This window comes from Streptomyces sp. Tu 3180 (genome assembly GCF_009852415.1).
GTDB lineage: Bacteria > Actinomycetota > Actinomycetes > Streptomycetales > Streptomycetaceae > Streptomyces.
In genome coordinates this window covers 1208194-1224288 of record NZ_WOXS01000002.1, presented here as the reverse complement: position 1 = coordinate 1224288, position 16095 = coordinate 1208194, and the positions used below count along the sequence as shown (strand labels likewise).

Annotated in this window: 13 protein-coding genes; 7 read left to right on the top strand and 6 right to left on the bottom strand. The window is 75.5% G+C overall.

Annotated elements, in window-relative coordinates:
- The first annotated feature begins 382 nt into the window (after positions 1–382).
- Positions 383–2632 (top strand): hypothetical protein, encoded by a 2250-nt coding sequence (locus tag GL259_RS06370; RefSeq protein WP_243762547.1) that lies wholly within the window; start codon positions 383–385, stop codon positions 2630–2632.
- A 12-nt stretch (positions 2633–2644) separates the two neighbouring features.
- Here GL259_RS06370 and GL259_RS06365 read toward each other — a convergent pair whose 3' ends face one another.
- The 4 genes from GL259_RS06365 to GL259_RS06350 form a co-directional block, all read right to left on the bottom strand.
- On the bottom strand, positions 2645–5083 hold the full coding sequence (locus tag GL259_RS06365) for a right-handed parallel beta-helix repeat-containing protein (RefSeq protein WP_159529993.1): 2439 nt from the start codon (positions 5081–5083) through the stop codon (positions 2645–2647).
- A 157-nt stretch (positions 5084–5240) separates the two neighbouring features.
- On the bottom strand, positions 5241–5846 hold the full coding sequence (locus GL259_RS06360) for a hypothetical protein (RefSeq protein ID WP_159529991.1): 606 nt from the start codon (positions 5844–5846) through the stop codon (positions 5241–5243).
- A gap of 101 nt (positions 5847–5947) precedes the next feature.
- Positions 5948–6775, bottom strand: a complete 828-nt coding sequence (locus GL259_RS06355; RefSeq protein WP_159529989.1) for an MOSC N-terminal beta barrel domain-containing protein — start codon at positions 6773–6775, stop codon at positions 5948–5950.
- Between the two features lie 41 nt (positions 6776–6816).
- Complete coding sequence (locus tag GL259_RS06350) at positions 6817–7251, bottom strand: DUF6643 family protein (protein ID WP_159529987.1); 435 nt, start codon at positions 7249–7251, stop codon at positions 6817–6819.
- A gap of 298 nt (positions 7252–7549) precedes the next feature.
- Here GL259_RS06350 and GL259_RS06345 point away from each other — a divergent pair, with 298 nt between their 5' ends.
- On the top strand, positions 7550–8821 hold the full coding sequence (locus GL259_RS06345) for a TerD family protein (RefSeq protein ID WP_159538425.1): 1272 nt from the start codon (positions 7550–7552) through the stop codon (positions 8819–8821).
- A 19-nt stretch (positions 8822–8840) separates the two neighbouring features.
- Here the strand turns inward: GL259_RS06345 and GL259_RS06340 are convergent, their stop codons facing one another.
- Positions 8841–10034, bottom strand: coding sequence for a glycosyltransferase (locus tag GL259_RS06340; protein WP_159529985.1), 1194 nt, complete (start codon positions 10032–10034; stop codon positions 8841–8843).
- 39 nt (positions 10035–10073) lie between these two features.
- Here GL259_RS06340 and GL259_RS06335 point away from each other — a divergent pair, with 39 nt between their 5' ends.
- Together GL259_RS06335 and GL259_RS06330 are read left to right on the top strand one after the other, a co-directional pair.
- A complete protein-coding gene (locus GL259_RS06335; RefSeq protein ID WP_159529983.1) occupies positions 10074–10859 on the top strand; it encodes an aspartate/glutamate racemase family protein in 786 nt (261 codons plus the stop codon).
- Between the two features lie 128 nt (positions 10860–10987).
- Positions 10988–11533 (top strand): hypothetical protein, encoded by a 546-nt coding sequence (locus GL259_RS06330; RefSeq protein ID WP_159529981.1) that lies wholly within the window; start codon positions 10988–10990, stop codon positions 11531–11533.
- Between the two features lie 148 nt (positions 11534–11681).
- On the opposite strand, the gene GL259_RS06325 is transcribed toward GL259_RS06330, so the two are convergent.
- Complete coding sequence (locus GL259_RS06325; protein WP_243762263.1) at positions 11682–12704, bottom strand: O-antigen ligase family protein; 1023 nt, start codon at positions 12702–12704, stop codon at positions 11682–11684.
- 326 nt (positions 12705–13030) lie between these two features.
- On the opposite strand from GL259_RS06325, the gene lnt reads away from it, so the two are divergent.
- From lnt to GL259_RS06310, 3 genes are all read left to right on the top strand, one after another.
- A complete protein-coding gene (gene lnt, locus GL259_RS06320) occupies positions 13031–14644 on the top strand; it encodes an apolipoprotein N-acyltransferase (protein ID WP_159529977.1) in 1614 nt (537 codons plus the stop codon).
- Between the two features lie 65 nt (positions 14645–14709).
- Positions 14710–15189 carry an NUDIX domain-containing protein gene (locus tag GL259_RS06315; protein ID WP_159529975.1) on the top strand — a complete coding sequence of 160 codons (480 nt, stop codon included), beginning with the start codon at positions 14710–14712 and terminating at the stop codon, positions 15187–15189.
- Between the two features lie 54 nt (positions 15190–15243).
- Positions 15244–16044: a 3-hydroxybutyrate dehydrogenase gene (locus tag GL259_RS06310; RefSeq protein ID WP_159529973.1), complete on the top strand. Its 801-nt coding sequence runs from the start codon at positions 15244–15246 to the stop codon at positions 16042–16044.
- Positions 16045–16095 lie beyond the last annotated feature (51 nt).

The following is a 16095-nucleotide window of genomic DNA, read 5'->3' as shown; positions in this document are numbered from 1 at the left end:
AAACCGCCCGACACGCCGTCCCGCGCACCCACTCCGACGAGCGCGTTCTCCGCGTCGCCGGTGCGCGGACGTCCCATCCTCGCATGCCGGGACCCGGGCGGCGCCACCGGTGGATCGTCGCGCGCATGACGGCGGTATCCCGTATGTTGCTTGCTCGTCACGCGGATCGGGGAGATTCCGTGACGAGAGGTGTGAGCCGTCCCGGCACGGGAGATCCTGTGCCCGCACGGACGGAGCCGACGGCGTGTCACGGGGGAAGTGCGCATCAGTGGAACGGACGCGGGAACACGGGCCGGACGGGAGCACGGACGGTACCGCCACACGGCCCGGGGCCGCCCTGGAACTCCTGGTCCACGGGGTGGGCGGCACCACCCCCGAGGCCATGCTCGACGATCCGCGCACGGTGCGGATCACCGGTGACGACATCGCCGCCGTGTTCCGGCGCGCCGACGACGCCGACGCGGAACAGCGGCCCGCCGACCGCCGCGACGGGCCCGTTCCCGAGGCCTACGTCTGGTGCAACCTCACCTCCGGAAACGGCACCCGTGCCCTGTGGCTGCTGCTGCTGCCCTTCATGGTGGTCAACCTCGCCCACTGGATGCGCCCCACGACCCGGGGCCGCGCCCGCACGGTCCGGCTGTACGGGCTGCTGGTCCGGCTGACCGGGCTGAGCCTGACGGTGCTGCTCGTCGCGGCCGCCTGCGAGGTCGCCCTCGACCTGGCCGCCTGGCAGTGCGCGGGCACGCGCGCGTGCGCCGAGCGGCACTCCTGGCTCGGGTTCCTCTCGCCCGAGGTCTCCGACGGCGGCTGGTGGAGCCTCCCGGGCCGCAGGCTCGCCCTCGCCGCCCTGGTGCCCGCAGCCCTGACCGGCCTGCTGTGGTACCTGTCCCTGCGCACCTGGAACGCCTACGAGTCCCAGCAGCCGATGACCCGCGACCCCGAGGAGACCGGCGGCCGCACCGCGCTGAACCGGCCCGGCTTCTGGTACGGCCGGCGCCTGGTCGCCCGGCTGCGCGCCGCGCACACCGCCGCCGGACTGCTGACGGTCGCCGCCGCGGTCGGCTCCGCCGCCGCCCGGCACGACCGCGAGCCCGGCGGCCCCGCCGTCCTCGCCGTGCTCGGGATGCTCCTGGAGGCGGCGCTGGTGGCCGGGGCGTGCGCGGTGGTGTGGGTGGTCTGCCGCCGGGGCCGCACCGAACGCCGGCTGGACGGCGAACTCGACGCGGCCCTGGTGCGGGGCCTGCCCCTCGCCGCCCTGGCGCTGCTCGCGTCGGCCCTCCTGTACGCCGGGTGGGAACGCGACGGGTGGGAGTCGGCGGGCCGGCTGCCCGGCGACCCGACCTTCGGCGCCCTCGCCCTCGTCCAGGGCCTCCTGGTGATCGTCCTCGCCGGGGTCGCCCACGTCCTGTACCGCACCCGCCCCGACCGGCGCGCCGCGATGCGGGGCCTGGCCGGGCCGGCGGTCGCCATGCTCGGCTGCGCCCTCGGCAGCGTGATGTCCGGGGGCGTGTCCCAGCGGATGTCCGACTGGCTGGACGGCACCGGGACGTCGATCCCCGGGCCGCCGGTGCTGCTGACCTGGCAGGCGTCCGTGATCCCGCCACTGCTGGTGCTGCTGCTGGTGCTGGGCGGCTGGCTGGCCCGGCGCGCCTGGCGCATCGCGCGGGCCGGGCGCGCCGCCGTGGAAGACGAGTACCCCGGCGAGACGGGCGACCCCGGCCGCACCCGCCGCATCGCCGCCACCCGCGCGATGGCCGCCCTCACCGACCGGGCGCCGCGCATCCTCGCGGTCACCTCCGCCGCCACCCTGCTGCTGGGCGCCGGCGCCCTCGCCGGCGCCCTGATCACCGACCGGACGCCCGGCGCGGCGACCCGGGACTCGTACGCCGTCGTCCACGGCGCCGCCGAGACCGCGCAGGCGCTGGGGTCCTGGCTGATCGGACTGGGCTTCGTCCTGCTCGTCGCCTGCGGCCGGCGCGCCTACAAGGACGCCTCCGCGCGGCGCACCATCGGCATCCTGTGGGACGTCGGCACCTTCTGGCCGCGCGCCGCCCACCCCTTCGCGCCGCCCTGCTACGCCGAGCGCGCGGTGCCCGACCTGACCTGGCGGATCGCCACCTGGACCGAGGCCACCGGCGGACGGCTGGTGATCTCCGGCCACTCCCAGGGCAGCGTCCTGGCCGCCGCGGCGGCCTGGCAGCTCCCGACGTCCACCCGCAAACGGGTCGCGCTGCTGACCTACGGCTCCCCGCTGGAGCGGCTGTACGGCCGCTGGTTCCCGGCCCACTTCGGTCCGGCCGCGCTCGGCTCCCTGCACCAGGAGGTCGACTGCTGGCGCAACCTGTACCGGCTCACCGACCCCATCGGCGGCCCGGTGCGGCTGCCCGGCGACGGCGGCCCCGAGGTGGACCGCGCCCCGCTCAAGGACCCCCTCGCCTACGGCCGCACCGGGGCCCATCCGCTGCCCGCACCGATCCTGGGCCACTCCGGCTACCAGGCGGACCCGGCGTTCGCCGAGGAGCGCCGCAGGCTGCTCGCCCGGCTGCGGCCGGAGGTGCCGGCACCGCGGCACACGGAGGACCCCGGCCCCGACGGCGGCGCCCCGGCCGGTGCCCCGGTGCCCTCGGCGTAGCGCGGGCGGCGCTCAGGGCAGTGCGGGCAGGTCCTCGGCGTACAGCAGGGTCAGGTCGTCGGTGGTCGGCTCGTCGAGCTGGGCGACGCGGCTCGCGTGCCGCTCGACCATCGCCTCGAACGTCTGCCGCGCGGTGCGCCCGTTGCCGAACGCGGGTCCCTTGGGGATCTCCGTGAAGTACTTCAGCAGCGCCTCGCCCGCACCCGGGGCCAGCCGGTACTCGTGCTCCTCGGCCTGCTGCTCCACGATCCGCAGCAGTTCCCCGGGGCCGTAGTCGCCGAAGGTGATCGTCCGTGAGAAACGGGACGCCACCCCCGGGTTGACCGAGAGGAACCGCTCCATCTCGGCCGTGTAGCCGGCGACGATCACCACCACCGCGTCCCGGTGGTCCTCCATCAGCTTCACCAGGGTGTCGATGGCCTCCTTGCCGAAGTCCCGCCCGGCGTCCTCGGGGGAGAGCGCGTACGCCTCGTCGATGAACAGCACGCCGCCGCGCGCCCGTTCGAACGCCTCCTGGGTGCGGATCGCCGTGGAGCCGATGTGCTCGCCGACCAGGTCGACCCGGGACACCTCGACCAGGTGCCCCTTCTCCAGCACGCCGAGCGAGGCGAGGATCTCGCCGTACAGGCGGGCGACGGTGGTCTTGCCGGTGCCGGGGGAGCCCGTGAACACCAGGTGCCGCTTGACCGACGCCGCCTTCAGCCCCGCCCGCTGCCGGCGCCGGCCCACCTCGATCATGTCGGTGAGGGCGCGCACCTCGCGCTTGACGCTCTCCAGGCCCACCAGTGCGTCGAGTTCGCCGAGGACGTCCTTCGGGGTGCGCGCCGCACGCTCCGGCTCGGGGGCCGGCGCGGGAGGCGCGGATCCGGCACCCCGGCCGGGAACCGGTCCCAGCAGCCCCGGGGAGTGGCCCACCGTCTGCACGGCAGGCTCCGGTGCGGGAGCCGGTGCGAGGCTCCCGCTCTCGTCGCTCGTGCAGTCCTCGACGACCGGACCGCCCGCGCCGGAGGCCGCGTCCGCGCCGCCCTCGGCGAACTCGTAACCACCGCGCGCGCAGCGCTCGGTGCGGCACTTCCTGAGCGTCGTGCGGCTGCCGTCGATCACGTGGAAGCCGTAGCCGCCGCTGCCCGTGACCCGGCAGTCGAGGAAGGTGCCGCGGCCACCGGCCGAGACGTAGACGCCGGCCTCGGCCGGGGAGTCGATGGTGCAGCGCTCGACGGTCGGGTCGGCGCCCTTGGTGACGATCACGCCGGTCTGTATGCCGTCCAGGGTGCAGTTGCCGAGGGTGCCGCCGCTGCCGTGGTCCCGGAACCAGGCGCCCGTGGCCGCCTCCCTGATCCGGCAGTCGTCGAGCTGCGCGGTGGCGCCGTCGCTCACCGACACCGCCGTGTTGCGCACCTGCGACAGGTCGCTGTCGACCACGTCCGCGCGCGAACCGCGGTCGAGGACGAACAGCGCGTCCGGCACGTCGTGCACCCGGCAGGAGTCCAGTACGGCGGTGGCGCCGTCGCTCACCCACACCGCCGGGTAGTCGCCGGTGCTGTCGAAGATCTCGCACTGGTTGGCGTCCACGCGCGTGCCCGGGTCCCACACCGACAGGCCGTTGCGGCCGAACTGCCGCACGCTGGTGCGGGTCAGCGTGAGCACCGACCGGGACCGCAGGTCGACCGCGTTCTCCGGGATGTCGTGGATCCGGCAGTCGGCCAGCGTCAGCACCGCGTCCGTGTCGAGGGTGACGCCGTCGCCGGTGGTCCGGTGCACCTCGCAGTCGGTGAGGTGGGCGGTGGCGCGGTTCGTCACCTGGACACCGCTGCCCCGCACCTCGTAGACCTCGCAGCCCACCGCCTCCAGCGCCGAGTTCTCCCCGGTCGCGGTCAGTCCCGAGCCCGAGGCGTGGTGCACCCGGCAGCGCTCCAGACGGGGACGGCCGCCACCGCGGACGGCCACGGCGGCCTGTCCCGCGGCGACCACCTCGCACTCCTCGAAGACCCCGCCCCCGCCGTCCAGCACGGCGATGCCGACGCCCGCCGGGTTGTCGACCGTGCAGCGGCGCACCGTGGGCCGGGCGCTGCCGCGCACCTCGATGCCGGCCGCGGAGCGGGTGACCACGCGGACGTCGCGCAGCTCCGGGGCGCCCTCCTCGACCAGCACGGCCGGGGCGGCGGCGTCCTGGCCCTCCACGTGCAGGTCCTGCACCACCGCCGAGGCGCGCACGGTCAGCGGAACGCCGTCCACGGGCGCGATGCGCACCGATCCGGGGGAGCCCTCGGGACCGCGCAGGGTCACCGCCCGCTGGACGACGAGGTTCTCCCGGTAGGTGCCGGGGGCGACGGTGAGCACGTCGCCGTCGGCCGCGGCCTCCAGGGCGGCGGCGAGCGACGCGTACTCACCCGTGCGGCGGCGCCACCTCGATGTGCCGGTGTGCGTCACCTGGACCGTGCCCTGTGCCATGGTGTAGCCGTGCCCCCACCTCGTCGTACCTGTGGCTCGTTCGCCTGCCGGACGCCGCGGCCGGCCCCGCGGCCCGCGTGCGGGGTGTCGCCGACCGGTTCGGCCGGACCACCGTAGCGTGCGCGCGGGCATGGGGTTGACCGGAGGCGGAACGCGGTCAGTTGCCGGTGCCCGTCCTGCCCCAGTCCGGGCCCGCCTTCTCCCACGCCCGGTCCCAACGGGCGTACCGGCGGCGGACCATGCGCCAGACGATCAGCCGTCTGCCGCCCTCGGCCAGGGCCGCGGCCACCAGGGCCGCGCCGAACCCGGCGAGCACGGCGTGCGTCGTCGCCGTCGCGGGGTCCAGCGGACGGGCCGCGACGCGCCCCCGCCCGTCGGTCCACATCCCGAAGCGGTCGCCCGGCCGCGGGTCCTCCAGGCGCGTCGGCACCGGTCCGCTCCGCTCGGTGCCGTCCGGGGCGGTCCAGCGGGCGAGGACGCGGCTGCGCGGGCCCTGGCCGGAGGAGGTCTCCGGGTCGATGTCCAGCGGGGACGGGTCGAGCGCGCGCACCACCGTGGCCGGCACCGGGTGCCGGGCCTGGTGCTGTGCGCGGACGGACCGCTGCAGCGCGTTCTGGGCGGCGCCGCCGACGAGGCAGCCGGCCACCGGGGCGGCGACGAGGGCGAGCAGCAGCGCCGCGAGCGCCACCCAGGCCTCGGCCAGGTCGGTCCCGCGGCACAGCGGATTGCGCCGCCAGCGCCAGAGTCCGCTGATCGCCCGCACCGTCCACACCCCCCTGTCGCCCGTGCGTTTCTCACGAACCTCTCACGGAAGGCCAACGCCCGGGTCGGGGGGCCGGTTCCCGTCCGCACGGACGGGAACGGCTACGCCAGGATCTCCACCGGGTCGCCGACGCGGACCGTACCGGTGGACAGGGGCACCAGGTTCTGCCCGAAGACGAGCTTGCCGTCGGTCCGCCGACGGGCGGCCAGCGTGCGCAGCGGCTCGCTCCCGCGCCGGGCGGTCTCCTGGTCGGTGGTCGTCACCACGCACCGGCCGCAGGGCTTCGCGACGCGGAAGGGGACCTCGCCGATGGTGAGGCGCGTCCACGCGTCCTCGTCCCAGGGCGAGGTGCCCTCGACGACCACGTTCGGCCGGAAGCGGTTCATCGGCAGCGGGCCCTCGGCCGGGTGGTCGCCCTCCGCGATCAGGGAGTTGAGGTGGTCGAGCGAGGCGGTCGTGGTGAGCAGCAGCGGATAGCCGTCGGCGAAGGTGACGGTCTCGCCCGGTCGTGCGTACTGCGGGTCGACCGGCCGGCGCGTGGCCGGGTCGTCCAGGTGCACGAGGCGCACGTCGGCGCCGAGGTAGGCGCTGCACCAGGCGTGCGCGGCGTCGTCCTCGGCCGGGACCGCCTCGATCTTGTCGCGGAAGAGCACCACCGGGACCGTCCTGCCGGGCCGGGGGACGGGCACCGTCACCGGCTGCGCCCCGGGCGCGGACAGCCGGACGCCGCCGCCGGGCAGGAGCTCGGCGGCGGCGAGCGCGAGGCGCGGCTGCTGGCGCTGTGTGACGACCTTTCCCCCGTCGTCGACCAGCATCCAGCGCCGGTCTCCGGCGGGCCCCCAGGGCTCCACGACGACCTCGCGGAGCGGAAGGCTCCGGAAGGCCTTGACCGGATGGATGTGAATCGAGTGCAGACGCGCGTTCCCCATGGGGCCATCCTGCCAGCCGGCGTCGGCGGCCCCGGGACGGATCAGTACCCGCGGTACTGCTGCTGGTGGTGGTACGGGTCCTGGTACGGGGCCGGGGCGGGCCGGGGAGCCGCGGGGCGCATCGCCTCGTAGCCCGCACCGGGGGCGACCGGACGCGGCGGCTGCGGCTGGGGCCCGGGGTAGCCGCGCGGCGCGGTGGCCTGCTGCGGGATGTACGCCGCGGGCGCCTGCTGGAGCGGGGCGGGCTGCGGCGCCTGCGGATAGCCGTAGGAGGGCTGGGACGGGGCCGCCGGGAGGGCGGGCAACGCCGAGGGGAGCGCGGGCAGATGGGGGGCCGGCGCGTCGTACGCGGCGGGGACCCGGATCGGGGCGATCTGCGGGGTGCCTCGTTCGGCCACGAGGGAGTCGTAGATCGGGGTCTCCGGGAAGGAGGCGGAGTAGTAGCCGCCACCATAAGTGGAGCGGGGGGAGGTCATGGCACATAAGTTAAGCCCACGATGTGCTGGTTGGGGAGACCGATAAGAGGGTTGTTTTCCGTGCCCGGGGTGACCTGGGATCCCCAATGTGAGCGAATCTGGGGAAAACGGGCGTTCCACCGGGCGGATTTCGTGTAAAGGCCGAGTTCCGGGCCGGTTACCGGCGGTTGGCCCCCGGTCTTCACGCACTCCCCGTGGGAGTTCCCGCCCGGGGGGAATAGGTTGTGCGGACGAGAACCCGACGGACGCCGGGACGCGCGGCCCGGCGCGGCGACCTGTGATGGGGGCGGACATGTCAATGTCGAAAGGGTCGAACACACCGGTTCCGGCCACGGCACTGAGGGTGGAAGTGGGCTGGCGCTCCGGTCCCGGCGTCCCCGACGCGGACGCCTCGGCGCTCCTGCTGGTCGGCGGGAAGGTCCGCTCCGACGACGACTTCGTCTTCTACAACCAGCCCGCCCACTCCTCCGGCGCCGTCCGCCACGAGGGCAAGCGGAACGCCGGCGGCCGGGTCACCGACACCCTGCTCGTCGACCTCACGCGCGTGGAGCCCGGCATCGAGACCGTGATCGTGGCCGCCTCCTCCGACGGCGGCGCCTTCGGCCGGGTCCCGGACCTGTACATCGAGGTCAAGGACGCCGCGAACGGCACCGTGGCGGCCCGCTTCGACAGCACCGGGGCGACCAGCGAGACGGCGTTCGTGCTCGGTGAGTTCTACCGGCGCCAGGGCGCCTGGAAGTTCCGCGCCGTCGGCCAGGGCTACAGCAGCGGACTCGAGGGCCTGGCCACCGACTACGGCATCACCGTGGACGAACCGCAGCACACCGCCCCCGCGGCCGCGGTGCCGCCCCCGGTCACCGCGCCCCCGGTCCCGGCGGCCCGCCCGGCCGCCCCGCCGCAGCCCGCGGTGTCTCCCGCGCCGGCGCCCGTCCGCCTGACCAAGGTGACGCTCACCAAGGCGTCCCCCACGGTCTCGCTGACCAAGCAGGGCGGCACCTCCGGGGCCCTGCACGTGAACCTCAACTGGCAGGTGCGCAAGCAGTTCTCGGGGTGGGCCGCCAAGCTGGGCCGCCCGGTCGCCATGCACTCCGACCTGGACCTCGACCTGTGCGCCCTGTACGAACTCACCGACGGCAGCAAGGGAGTGGTGCAGGCCCTCGGCAACGCCTTCGGGTCCCTGCACCAGCCCCCGTTCGTCCACCTGGACGGCGACGACCGCACCGGTGCCGTGTCCACCGGTGAGAACCTCACCGTCAACCTCGACCACAAGCACCTCTTCCGGCGCATCCTGGTCTTCGTCACCATCTACGAGGGCGCCCGCTCCTTCGCCGACCTGCACGCCACGGTCACCCTGCGGCCGCAGTACGGCGCACCGATCGACTTCTCCCTCGACGAGTGCACCGTCCCCTCCACGGTCTGCGCGCTCGCCCTGATCACCAACACCGGCGGCGGCGACCTCGTCGTCCAGCGCGAGGCCCGCTACCTGGTGCCCGAACGGGGCGTGAGCCCGCAGCGCACCGTCGACCACGCCTACGGCTGGGGCATGAACTGGACGCCGGGCCGGAAGTGAGCCGCGGGGAACCGTCCGCTCAGCCCTCGTCGGGCACGGCGTCCGGACGGGCGTAGGTGCGGCCCTTCCAGGCCGCACCGCGCCCCCGCCGGTGCTGCACCGCCGAGTCGACCGTCATCAGGAGGTACAGGAACGCGGTGAACGGCAGCAGGGGGGCGAGCCACAGCGGCTGCCGGTAATACCGGAGCATCGGGACGTACGTCCCCGCCATCACGAGCCAGGCCGCCCCGCCGAGGACCGCCGCGACCGGGCTCCCCGCCCCCGTCCCCGCGACCACCGCCACGGGCGGCACCAGGTACACCAGGACCAGCCCGGCGACCGTACCGGCCAGCACCACCGGACTGTGCCGCAGCTGCGCGTACGCGCTGCGCGCCACCATGCGCCACAGGTCGTGCAGCCGCGGGTACGGCCGCACGCTGTCCACCCGGTCCGCCAGCCCCAGCCAGACGCGTCCGCCGCGGCGCTTGACCGCCCGGGCCAGGGCCACGTCGTCGATGACGGCGTGCCGCACGGCGTCCGGGATCCGTGCCCGCTCGGCCGCGTCGGCGCGCAGCAGCACGCAGCCGCCGGCCGCGGCGGCCGTCCGCGTCCCGTCCCTGCCGATCCGGCGGAACGGGTAGAGCTGCGCGAAGAAGTAGACGAAGGCGGGCACGACCAGCCGTTCCCAGGGGCTCTCCACCCGCAGCCGGGCCATCTGCGACACGACGTCGTACCCCCCGGTGCGCGCCGCCGCCACCAGCCGGCGCAGGCTGTCCGGGGCGTGCGCGATGTCGGCGTCCGTCAGCAGCAGGTACTCGGGGGCACGCACGCGTGCCAGGCCGATGCCGTGCCGCACCGCCCACAGCTTGCCGGTCCACCCGGCGGGGGGCTCGCCCGGGGAACCCACGGTGAGCGGCAGCCCGCCGGACCGGCGCGCGAGCTCGCGCGCGAGCTCCCCGGTGCCGTCGGTGCTGCCGTCGTCGACGAGGAAGACCTCGGCCCGTCCCGGATACTCCTGGGCGAGCAGCGTCGGCAGGCTCGCGGGCAGCACCGCCGCCTCGTCGCGCGCGGGGACGACGACGCACACCGACGGCCACGTCCCGGGATCGCGCGACGGCGGGAGCCGTACATCCGTGCGCCAGAAGAAGCCCTGGCAGAGCAGCAGCCACAGCCAGGCGGCGAGTGATCCGGCGGCGGTCCACACAACGGCGCTCACGTGCGCAGTCTGCCCCACGGGACCGGCCGGAAGACGCCCATCGTCTATCGTGGCCGGGTGAAGATCGCGCTCATGGACTCCGGAATCGGCCTGCTGGCGGCCACCGCCGCGGTGCGGCGCCTGCGCCCCGACGCCGATCTCGTCCTCTCCCTCGACCCCGACGGCATGCCGTGGGGACCCAGAACGCCCGAGGACCTCACCGAGCGCGCACTGGCCGTCGCCGAGGCGGCCGCCGCGCACCGGCCCGACGCGCTGATCGTCGGCTGCAACACCGCGACCGTGCACGCGCTCACCGCCCTGCGCGCCCGCCTCGAACCGGACCTGCCGGTCATCGGCACCGTCCCGGCGATCAAGCCCGCCGCGGCCGGCGGCGGACCGCTGGCCATCTGGGCCACGCCGGCCACGACCGGCAGCCCCTACCAGAAGGACCTGATCCAGAACTTCGCCGACGGCGTGGCCGTCACCGAGGTGCCGTGCTGGGGTCTCGCCGAGGCCGTGGAGCGGGCCGACGAGGCGGCGATCGACGCCGCCGTCGCCGCGGCCGCCGAGCTCACCCCCGAGGACGTGACGACCGTCGTCCTGGGCTGCACCCACTACGAGCTGGTCGCCGAGCGCATCCGGGCCGCCGTGCAGCGCCCCGCCGCCCCGCCGCTCGCCCTGCACGGCTCCGCCACGGCGGTGGCCGCCCAGGCCCTGCGCCGCATCGGCGAGCGGCCCGCCCCCGGTGCCCCGGCCGGCGGCACCCTGACGGTCCTGCTGAGCGGACGCGAGGGCACCCTCCCCGCGGCCGCCCTCACCTACGCGGAAGGCCGGCTGCTCCGGCAGGTCACCACCGCCGGGTGAACCACCGCCGGTGAACCGTCACCGGCGCCGGTCCCCGCGTGGAGTCCCGGCCCGCCGCACGCCCGGTCGGCCCAGTGACGCTGTGCCACGCGGCCCCTGCGGAGCGAATCCTGAGTAACCTCGAACGCATGAGGGACCACCGCCGTGGCGAGCACGCCCCCTGTCCCGAGGTGTGGACCGGTCGCGCGACCAACCGCTACCAGTGGCTGCTGGCGCTGATCGGCGCCGCCTGCATGGCGCTCGGCATCGCGCTGGCCGTGGACTCCGCGTGGACGAGCGGTGTCGCGCCCCTGGTCATGGCCGTCGTCGGGTGCATCGCCGCCGGACTGCTCGTCCTGTTCGGAACCCTCGCCTTCGTGCACGTCGCGCTGCGGGTCGACGAGGAGCACCTGGAAGTGCGCTGCGGCCACATGGGCGTGCCGCGCCGCCGCATCCCGCTCTCGCAGGTCGCCGGCGCGGAGTTCGCCCCGCACGTCACCCCGCGTCACTGGGGCGGCTGGGGTTATCGCTGGCGGCCCGAGAAGGGCACGGCGGTCGTCGTGCGCCGCGGTGAGGGCGTCGTGCTGCAGTTGTGGGACGGCCACACCTTCACGGTCACCGTGGACGACGCGGAGGCGGCGGTGCACGTCATCCGCGACCGGCTCCGTCCGCACAGGCCGGGCGCGACGCGCTGAACCGCGCGGGAACCGGCCGGACCCCCGGTCGGGTCGACCGGGGGTCCGGCCGGTCGCCGGGTCCGTCCGGTCGGCCGGGGAGAGGCGTCCGGCCGCCGCCCCCGCCCCGCTCACCGCGCGCAGAAGCGTTTCCCCCCCATCGTCGTGTTCACCGTCGTGGAGACCGGTCCCGGCGCGGACGCGTCCGCCGGGTCCGCGCCGGATGCCGTGCCGCGTCGTCGGCGAGGGGCCGGGCCGTCGCCAGCCCCGCCAGCAGACCGGTCCCCACGGACACCGCGGTGAAGCTCAGCGCGTTGCCCACCGCCGCGACGGCCGCGACGGCCGTCAGGGCCGCCCCCGCGGTGAGGACCACCGGCGTGGCACGCGGGCTGCGCCACAGCGCGTACAGCAGCCAGCCGAAGACCGCCGCCAGCAGCACCACCCCGACGGCGCCCTGCTCGGCCGCCAGCTGGAGCGGCGCGGAGTGGGGCCTGCCGCCGGACGCCGGGGACCGGACGGCGGTCGTGCTCAGCTCCCCGAAACGTCCCGGCCCCACCCCCAGGCCCGCGTGGTGGCGGACCATGCCGAGCGCGTCCCGCCACAGGTCCACGCGGTGCGGCGTCAGCCGGCCCTCCAGCGAGGCGGCGAACCCCTTCGGCACGGCGTCCCCGGCCACCGCCCAGGTCAGCCCCGTCACCCCCGTGGCGGCCACGGCCAGGACGGCGACGCCCGGTCCGCGGCGCCGTACGCGGCCCACGGCGAGGGAGCACAGCAGCACCGCCGCGGCGGCGAAGCAGCCCGGGACCGAGCCCAGCACGGCCGCGATCACCGCGATCCCCGCGGCCGGCAGACGCAGCGCGAACCGTACGGTCCGGGCGGAGGCCGCCCACGCGGCGCAGCACGCGGCGCCGGCCGAGAGCGCCAGCACCGCGGTCGTGGCACCGGCGTGCCCCGGGGGAGCGGTGATCTGCGGGCCCGGCACCAGGTGCGGAACCGTCACCGTCAGGCCGAGGCCGGCCAGGGCGCCGGCGCACGGCGCGGCCACCGGCAGCAGCGCTCCGCCGATGCGGCCGGCGGCGTAGCCCGCGGCCACGGCCAGGACCGCGAGCAGCACGCCCTCGGGACGGCCGTCCCCGGCCGCCGCCGTGACCAGCGACCAGGCCGCACAGGCCCCCAGCACCACGACGCCCACCGCGTCCGGACCGCCGCGTCTTTCGCCGTCCGTCTCCGGACCGGCACAAGCCGTCCCCGTGGAACCCACCCCGCACCCCGCACCGCGTCGCCCCCGACCTGTGACGGACCCCGGCCGCCGACGCCGCGACCGGCCGCACGACAGGGGCACCGGCACACCGTAACGGCTGGTGGTCGTCCGGGGCACGGGTTGTGACAAGGCCCGCGGAAACGATCCGGCACGCACCGCGCCACCCGCGGTCACGACCGCGTCGCCCGCCGTCACGGCCGGGCCGGCCCCGCCGACCGTGCTGTCGGCCGCGATGTCACTCCCCGTAGACTCCCGGAGTGACCGCCACCGCAACTCCCGTCGGCGAGTCGGACCCGAAGCCGCCGCAGACCGCGCCCGCGGCGCGGGGCAGGCGACTCGTCCGCCTCCTCCCGGCCGCCGCAGCCGCGCTCTCCGGCCTGCTCCTCTACGTCAGCTTCCCGCCGCGCACCCTGTGGTGGCTGGCCCTGCCGGCCTTCGCCGTCTTCGGCTGGGCGCTGCGCGGACGCGGCTGGAAGGCGGGACTCGGTCTCGGCTACCTCTTCGGCCTCGGCTTCCTGCTGCCGCTGCTGGTGTGGACCGGCGTGGAGGTCGGCCCCGGGCCGTGGATCGCCCTCGTGGTGATCGAGGCGGTCTTCGTCGCGCTGGTCGGCGCGGGTGTCGCCGCGGTGTCCGGGCTGCCCGGATGGCCCGTGTGGGCGGCCGCGCTCTGGACCGCCGGCGAGGCGGCACGCGCGCGGGTGCCGTTCCACGGGTTCCCCTGGGGCAAGATCGCGTTCGGCCAGGCGGACGGCGTCTTCCTGCCGCTCGCCGCGCTCGGCGGCACCCCCGTGCTCGGCTTCGCCGTCGTGCTGTGCGGCTTCGGCCTGTACGAGAGCGTGCGGGCGGCCCTGCGGGCACGGCGCACCGGCACCGTCCGGCAGGCCGCCGCGGCCGTCGGCGTGCTGAGCGTCGCCGTCCCGGTGGCGGCGGCCGTGGCCGCCCGGCCGCTGGTCGGCGACCGGGCCGAGGAGGGCACGGTGACCGTCGCGGTCATCCAGGGCAACGTGCCGCGGCTGGGCCTCGACTTCAACTCCCAGCGGCGCGCCGTCCTCGACCACCACGCGCGCGAGACCGAGCGCCTGGCCGCCGAGGTGGAGGCCGGCCGGGCCGAACGGCCGGACATCGTGCTGTGGCCGGAGAACTCCTCCGACATCGACCCCTTCGTCAACGCCGACGCGCGCGGCGTCATCGACCGCGCGGCCAAGGCGATCGGCGCGCCCGTCTCGGTCGGCGGCGTGGTCGCCGAGGACGGCAGGCTGCTCAACCAGCAGATCCTGTGGGACCCGGTGAAGGGTCCCGTCGACACCTACGACAAGCGGCAGATCCAGCCGTTCGGCGAGTACCTTCCGCTGCGCACGCTCGTCGGGGCGATCAACGAGGACTGGACGTCGATGGTCCGCCAGGACTTCAGCCGGGGCGACGAGCCGGGCGTCTTCCGGATGGGCGGTGCCGGGGTCGGCCTGGTCACCTGCTACGAGGCCGCCTTCGACTGGGCCGTGCGCGACACGGTCACCGCCGGCGCCGGGATGATCTCCGTGCCCAGCAACAACGCCACCTTCGGCCGCAGCGAGATGACCTACCAGCAGCTCGCCATGTCCCGCGTCCGCGCCGTCGAGCACAGCCGCGCCGTCGCCGTCCCGGTGACCAGCGGGGTCAGCGCGATCATCATGCCGGACGGACGGATCACGCGGAGGACCGGCATGTTCGTCGCCGACTCCCTGGTGCAGGAGGTGCCGCTGCGCTCCTCGCAGACCCCCGCCACCCGCCTCGGCGTCCTGCCGGAGATCGCCCTGGTGCTCGTCGCCGCGGGCGGCCTCGGCTGGGCCGTCGCCGCCGGTGTGCGCGGGCGACGCGCCGGTGACGTGCGGTAGTACGCCCGCCGCACGCCCCCTGAAGTGCCGGAGAGCGCCCTGGCCGGCCGGTTAGGGTCGGGGGCATGGCCACTCCCGACTTCATCCGCACCCTGCGCGCCTCTGCCGGTAACCAGCTGCTGTGGCTCCCCGGGGTCACCGCGATCGTCTTCGACGACGAGGGCAGAGTGCTGCTGAACCGCCGGTCCGACACCCGCAGGTGGTCGGTGATCGGCGGCATCCCCGACCCGGGGGAGCAGCCCGCGGCCTGCGCGGTGCGGGAGGTCGAGGAGGAGACCGCGGTGCGCTGCGTCGTCGAGCGGGTCGTGCTGGTCCAGGCGCTGGAGCCGGTGACGTACGGCAACGGCGACGTCTGCCAGTACATGGACATCACCTTCCGCTGCCGGGCCGTCGGCGGGCAGGCCCGGGTCAACGACGACGAGTCGCTGGACGTCGGCTGGTTCGCCGTGGACGCGCTGCCGGAGCTGGACGAGTTCGGCCGCTTCCGGATCAAGCAGGCCATGGCGGATGCACCCACATGGTTCGACCCCACTGGAACCGGCTGAACTGTAGGGCCTGACCACATGGGGTGGGGGACGGGTGCTGCCTAGGGTCGAGACATGACCGCGCCCCGAGCCGTTCCGGCCCCCCACATCCCCCCGCTCGACCTCGGCGGCCGCACCGCCCTCGTCACCGGTGCAGCCGGCGGCATCGGCCGCGCCTGCGTGCTGCGGCTCGCGGCCGCCGGCGCCAAGGTGAGAGCCGTCGACCGGGACGCCGAAGGACTGGAGGCGCTCGCCGAGGGGACCCGCGGCCTCGCGGGCACCGTCGAGCCGCACGTCCTCGACCTCACCGACCTGGACGCCGCCGAACTCGCCGCCGCCGGCACGGACGTGCTGGTCAACAACGCCGGACTGCAGCTCGTCCGCCCGATCGAGGACTTCCCGCCCGACGTCTTCCACACCGTGCTCACCGTGATGCTGGAGGCGCCGTTCCGGCTCATCCGCGGAGCCCTGCCCCACATGTACGGCCAGGGATGGGGCCGCGTCGTCAACGTGTCCTCGGTCCACGGCCTGCGCGCCTCGGCCTACAAGTCCGCCTACGTGGCCGCCAAGCACGGCCTGGAGGGCCTGTCCAAGACCACCGCCCTCGAAGGCGCGCCGCACGGCGTCACCTCGAACTGCGTGAACCCCGGCTATGTGCGCACCCCGCTGGTCGAGCGGCAGATCGCCGACCAGGCCCGGGCCCACGGCATCCCCGAGGAGCGCGTCCTGTCCGAGGTGCTGCTGCAGGACAGCGCCGTCAAGCGGCTCATCGAACCGGAGGAGGTCGCCGAGGCGGTGGCCTACCTGTGCGGCCCGCAGGCGTCCTTCATGACCGGAACGTCGCTGGTCCTGGACGGCGGCTGGACCGCCCACTGAGCCCGCCCCCCGGCCGGCCGCGCCGCCGGCAGACCCACGGCCCCTCCCCGG

Excerpts from the sequence above, each read along its gene's own strand:
- GL259_RS06350 (WP_159529987.1), bottom strand. The coding sequence starts at position 7,251 with ATGACCTCCCCCCGCTCCACTTATGGTGGCGGCTACTACTCCGCCTCC.
- GL259_RS06370 (WP_243762547.1), top strand. The coding sequence starts at position 383 with ATGCTCGACGATCCGCGCACGGTGCGGATCACCGGTGACGACATCGCC.
- GL259_RS06365 (WP_159529993.1), bottom strand. The coding sequence starts at position 5,083 with ATGGCACAGGGCACGGTCCAGGTGACGCACACCGGCACATCGAGGTGG.
- GL259_RS06345 (WP_159538425.1), top strand. The coding sequence starts at position 7,550 with ATGTCGAAAGGGTCGAACACACCGGTTCCGGCCACGGCACTGAGGGTG.
- GL259_RS06330 (WP_159529981.1), top strand. The coding sequence starts at position 10,988 with ATGAGGGACCACCGCCGTGGCGAGCACGCCCCCTGTCCCGAGGTGTGG.
- GL259_RS06315 (WP_159529975.1), top strand. The coding sequence starts at position 14,710 with ATGGCCACTCCCGACTTCATCCGCACCCTGCGCGCCTCTGCCGGTAAC.
- GL259_RS06310 (WP_159529973.1), top strand. The coding sequence starts at position 15,244 with ATGACCGCGCCCCGAGCCGTTCCGGCCCCCCACATCCCCCCGCTCGAC.
- GL259_RS06355 (WP_159529989.1), bottom strand. The coding sequence starts at position 6,775 with ATGGGGAACGCGCGTCTGCACTCGATTCACATCCATCCGGTCAAGGCC.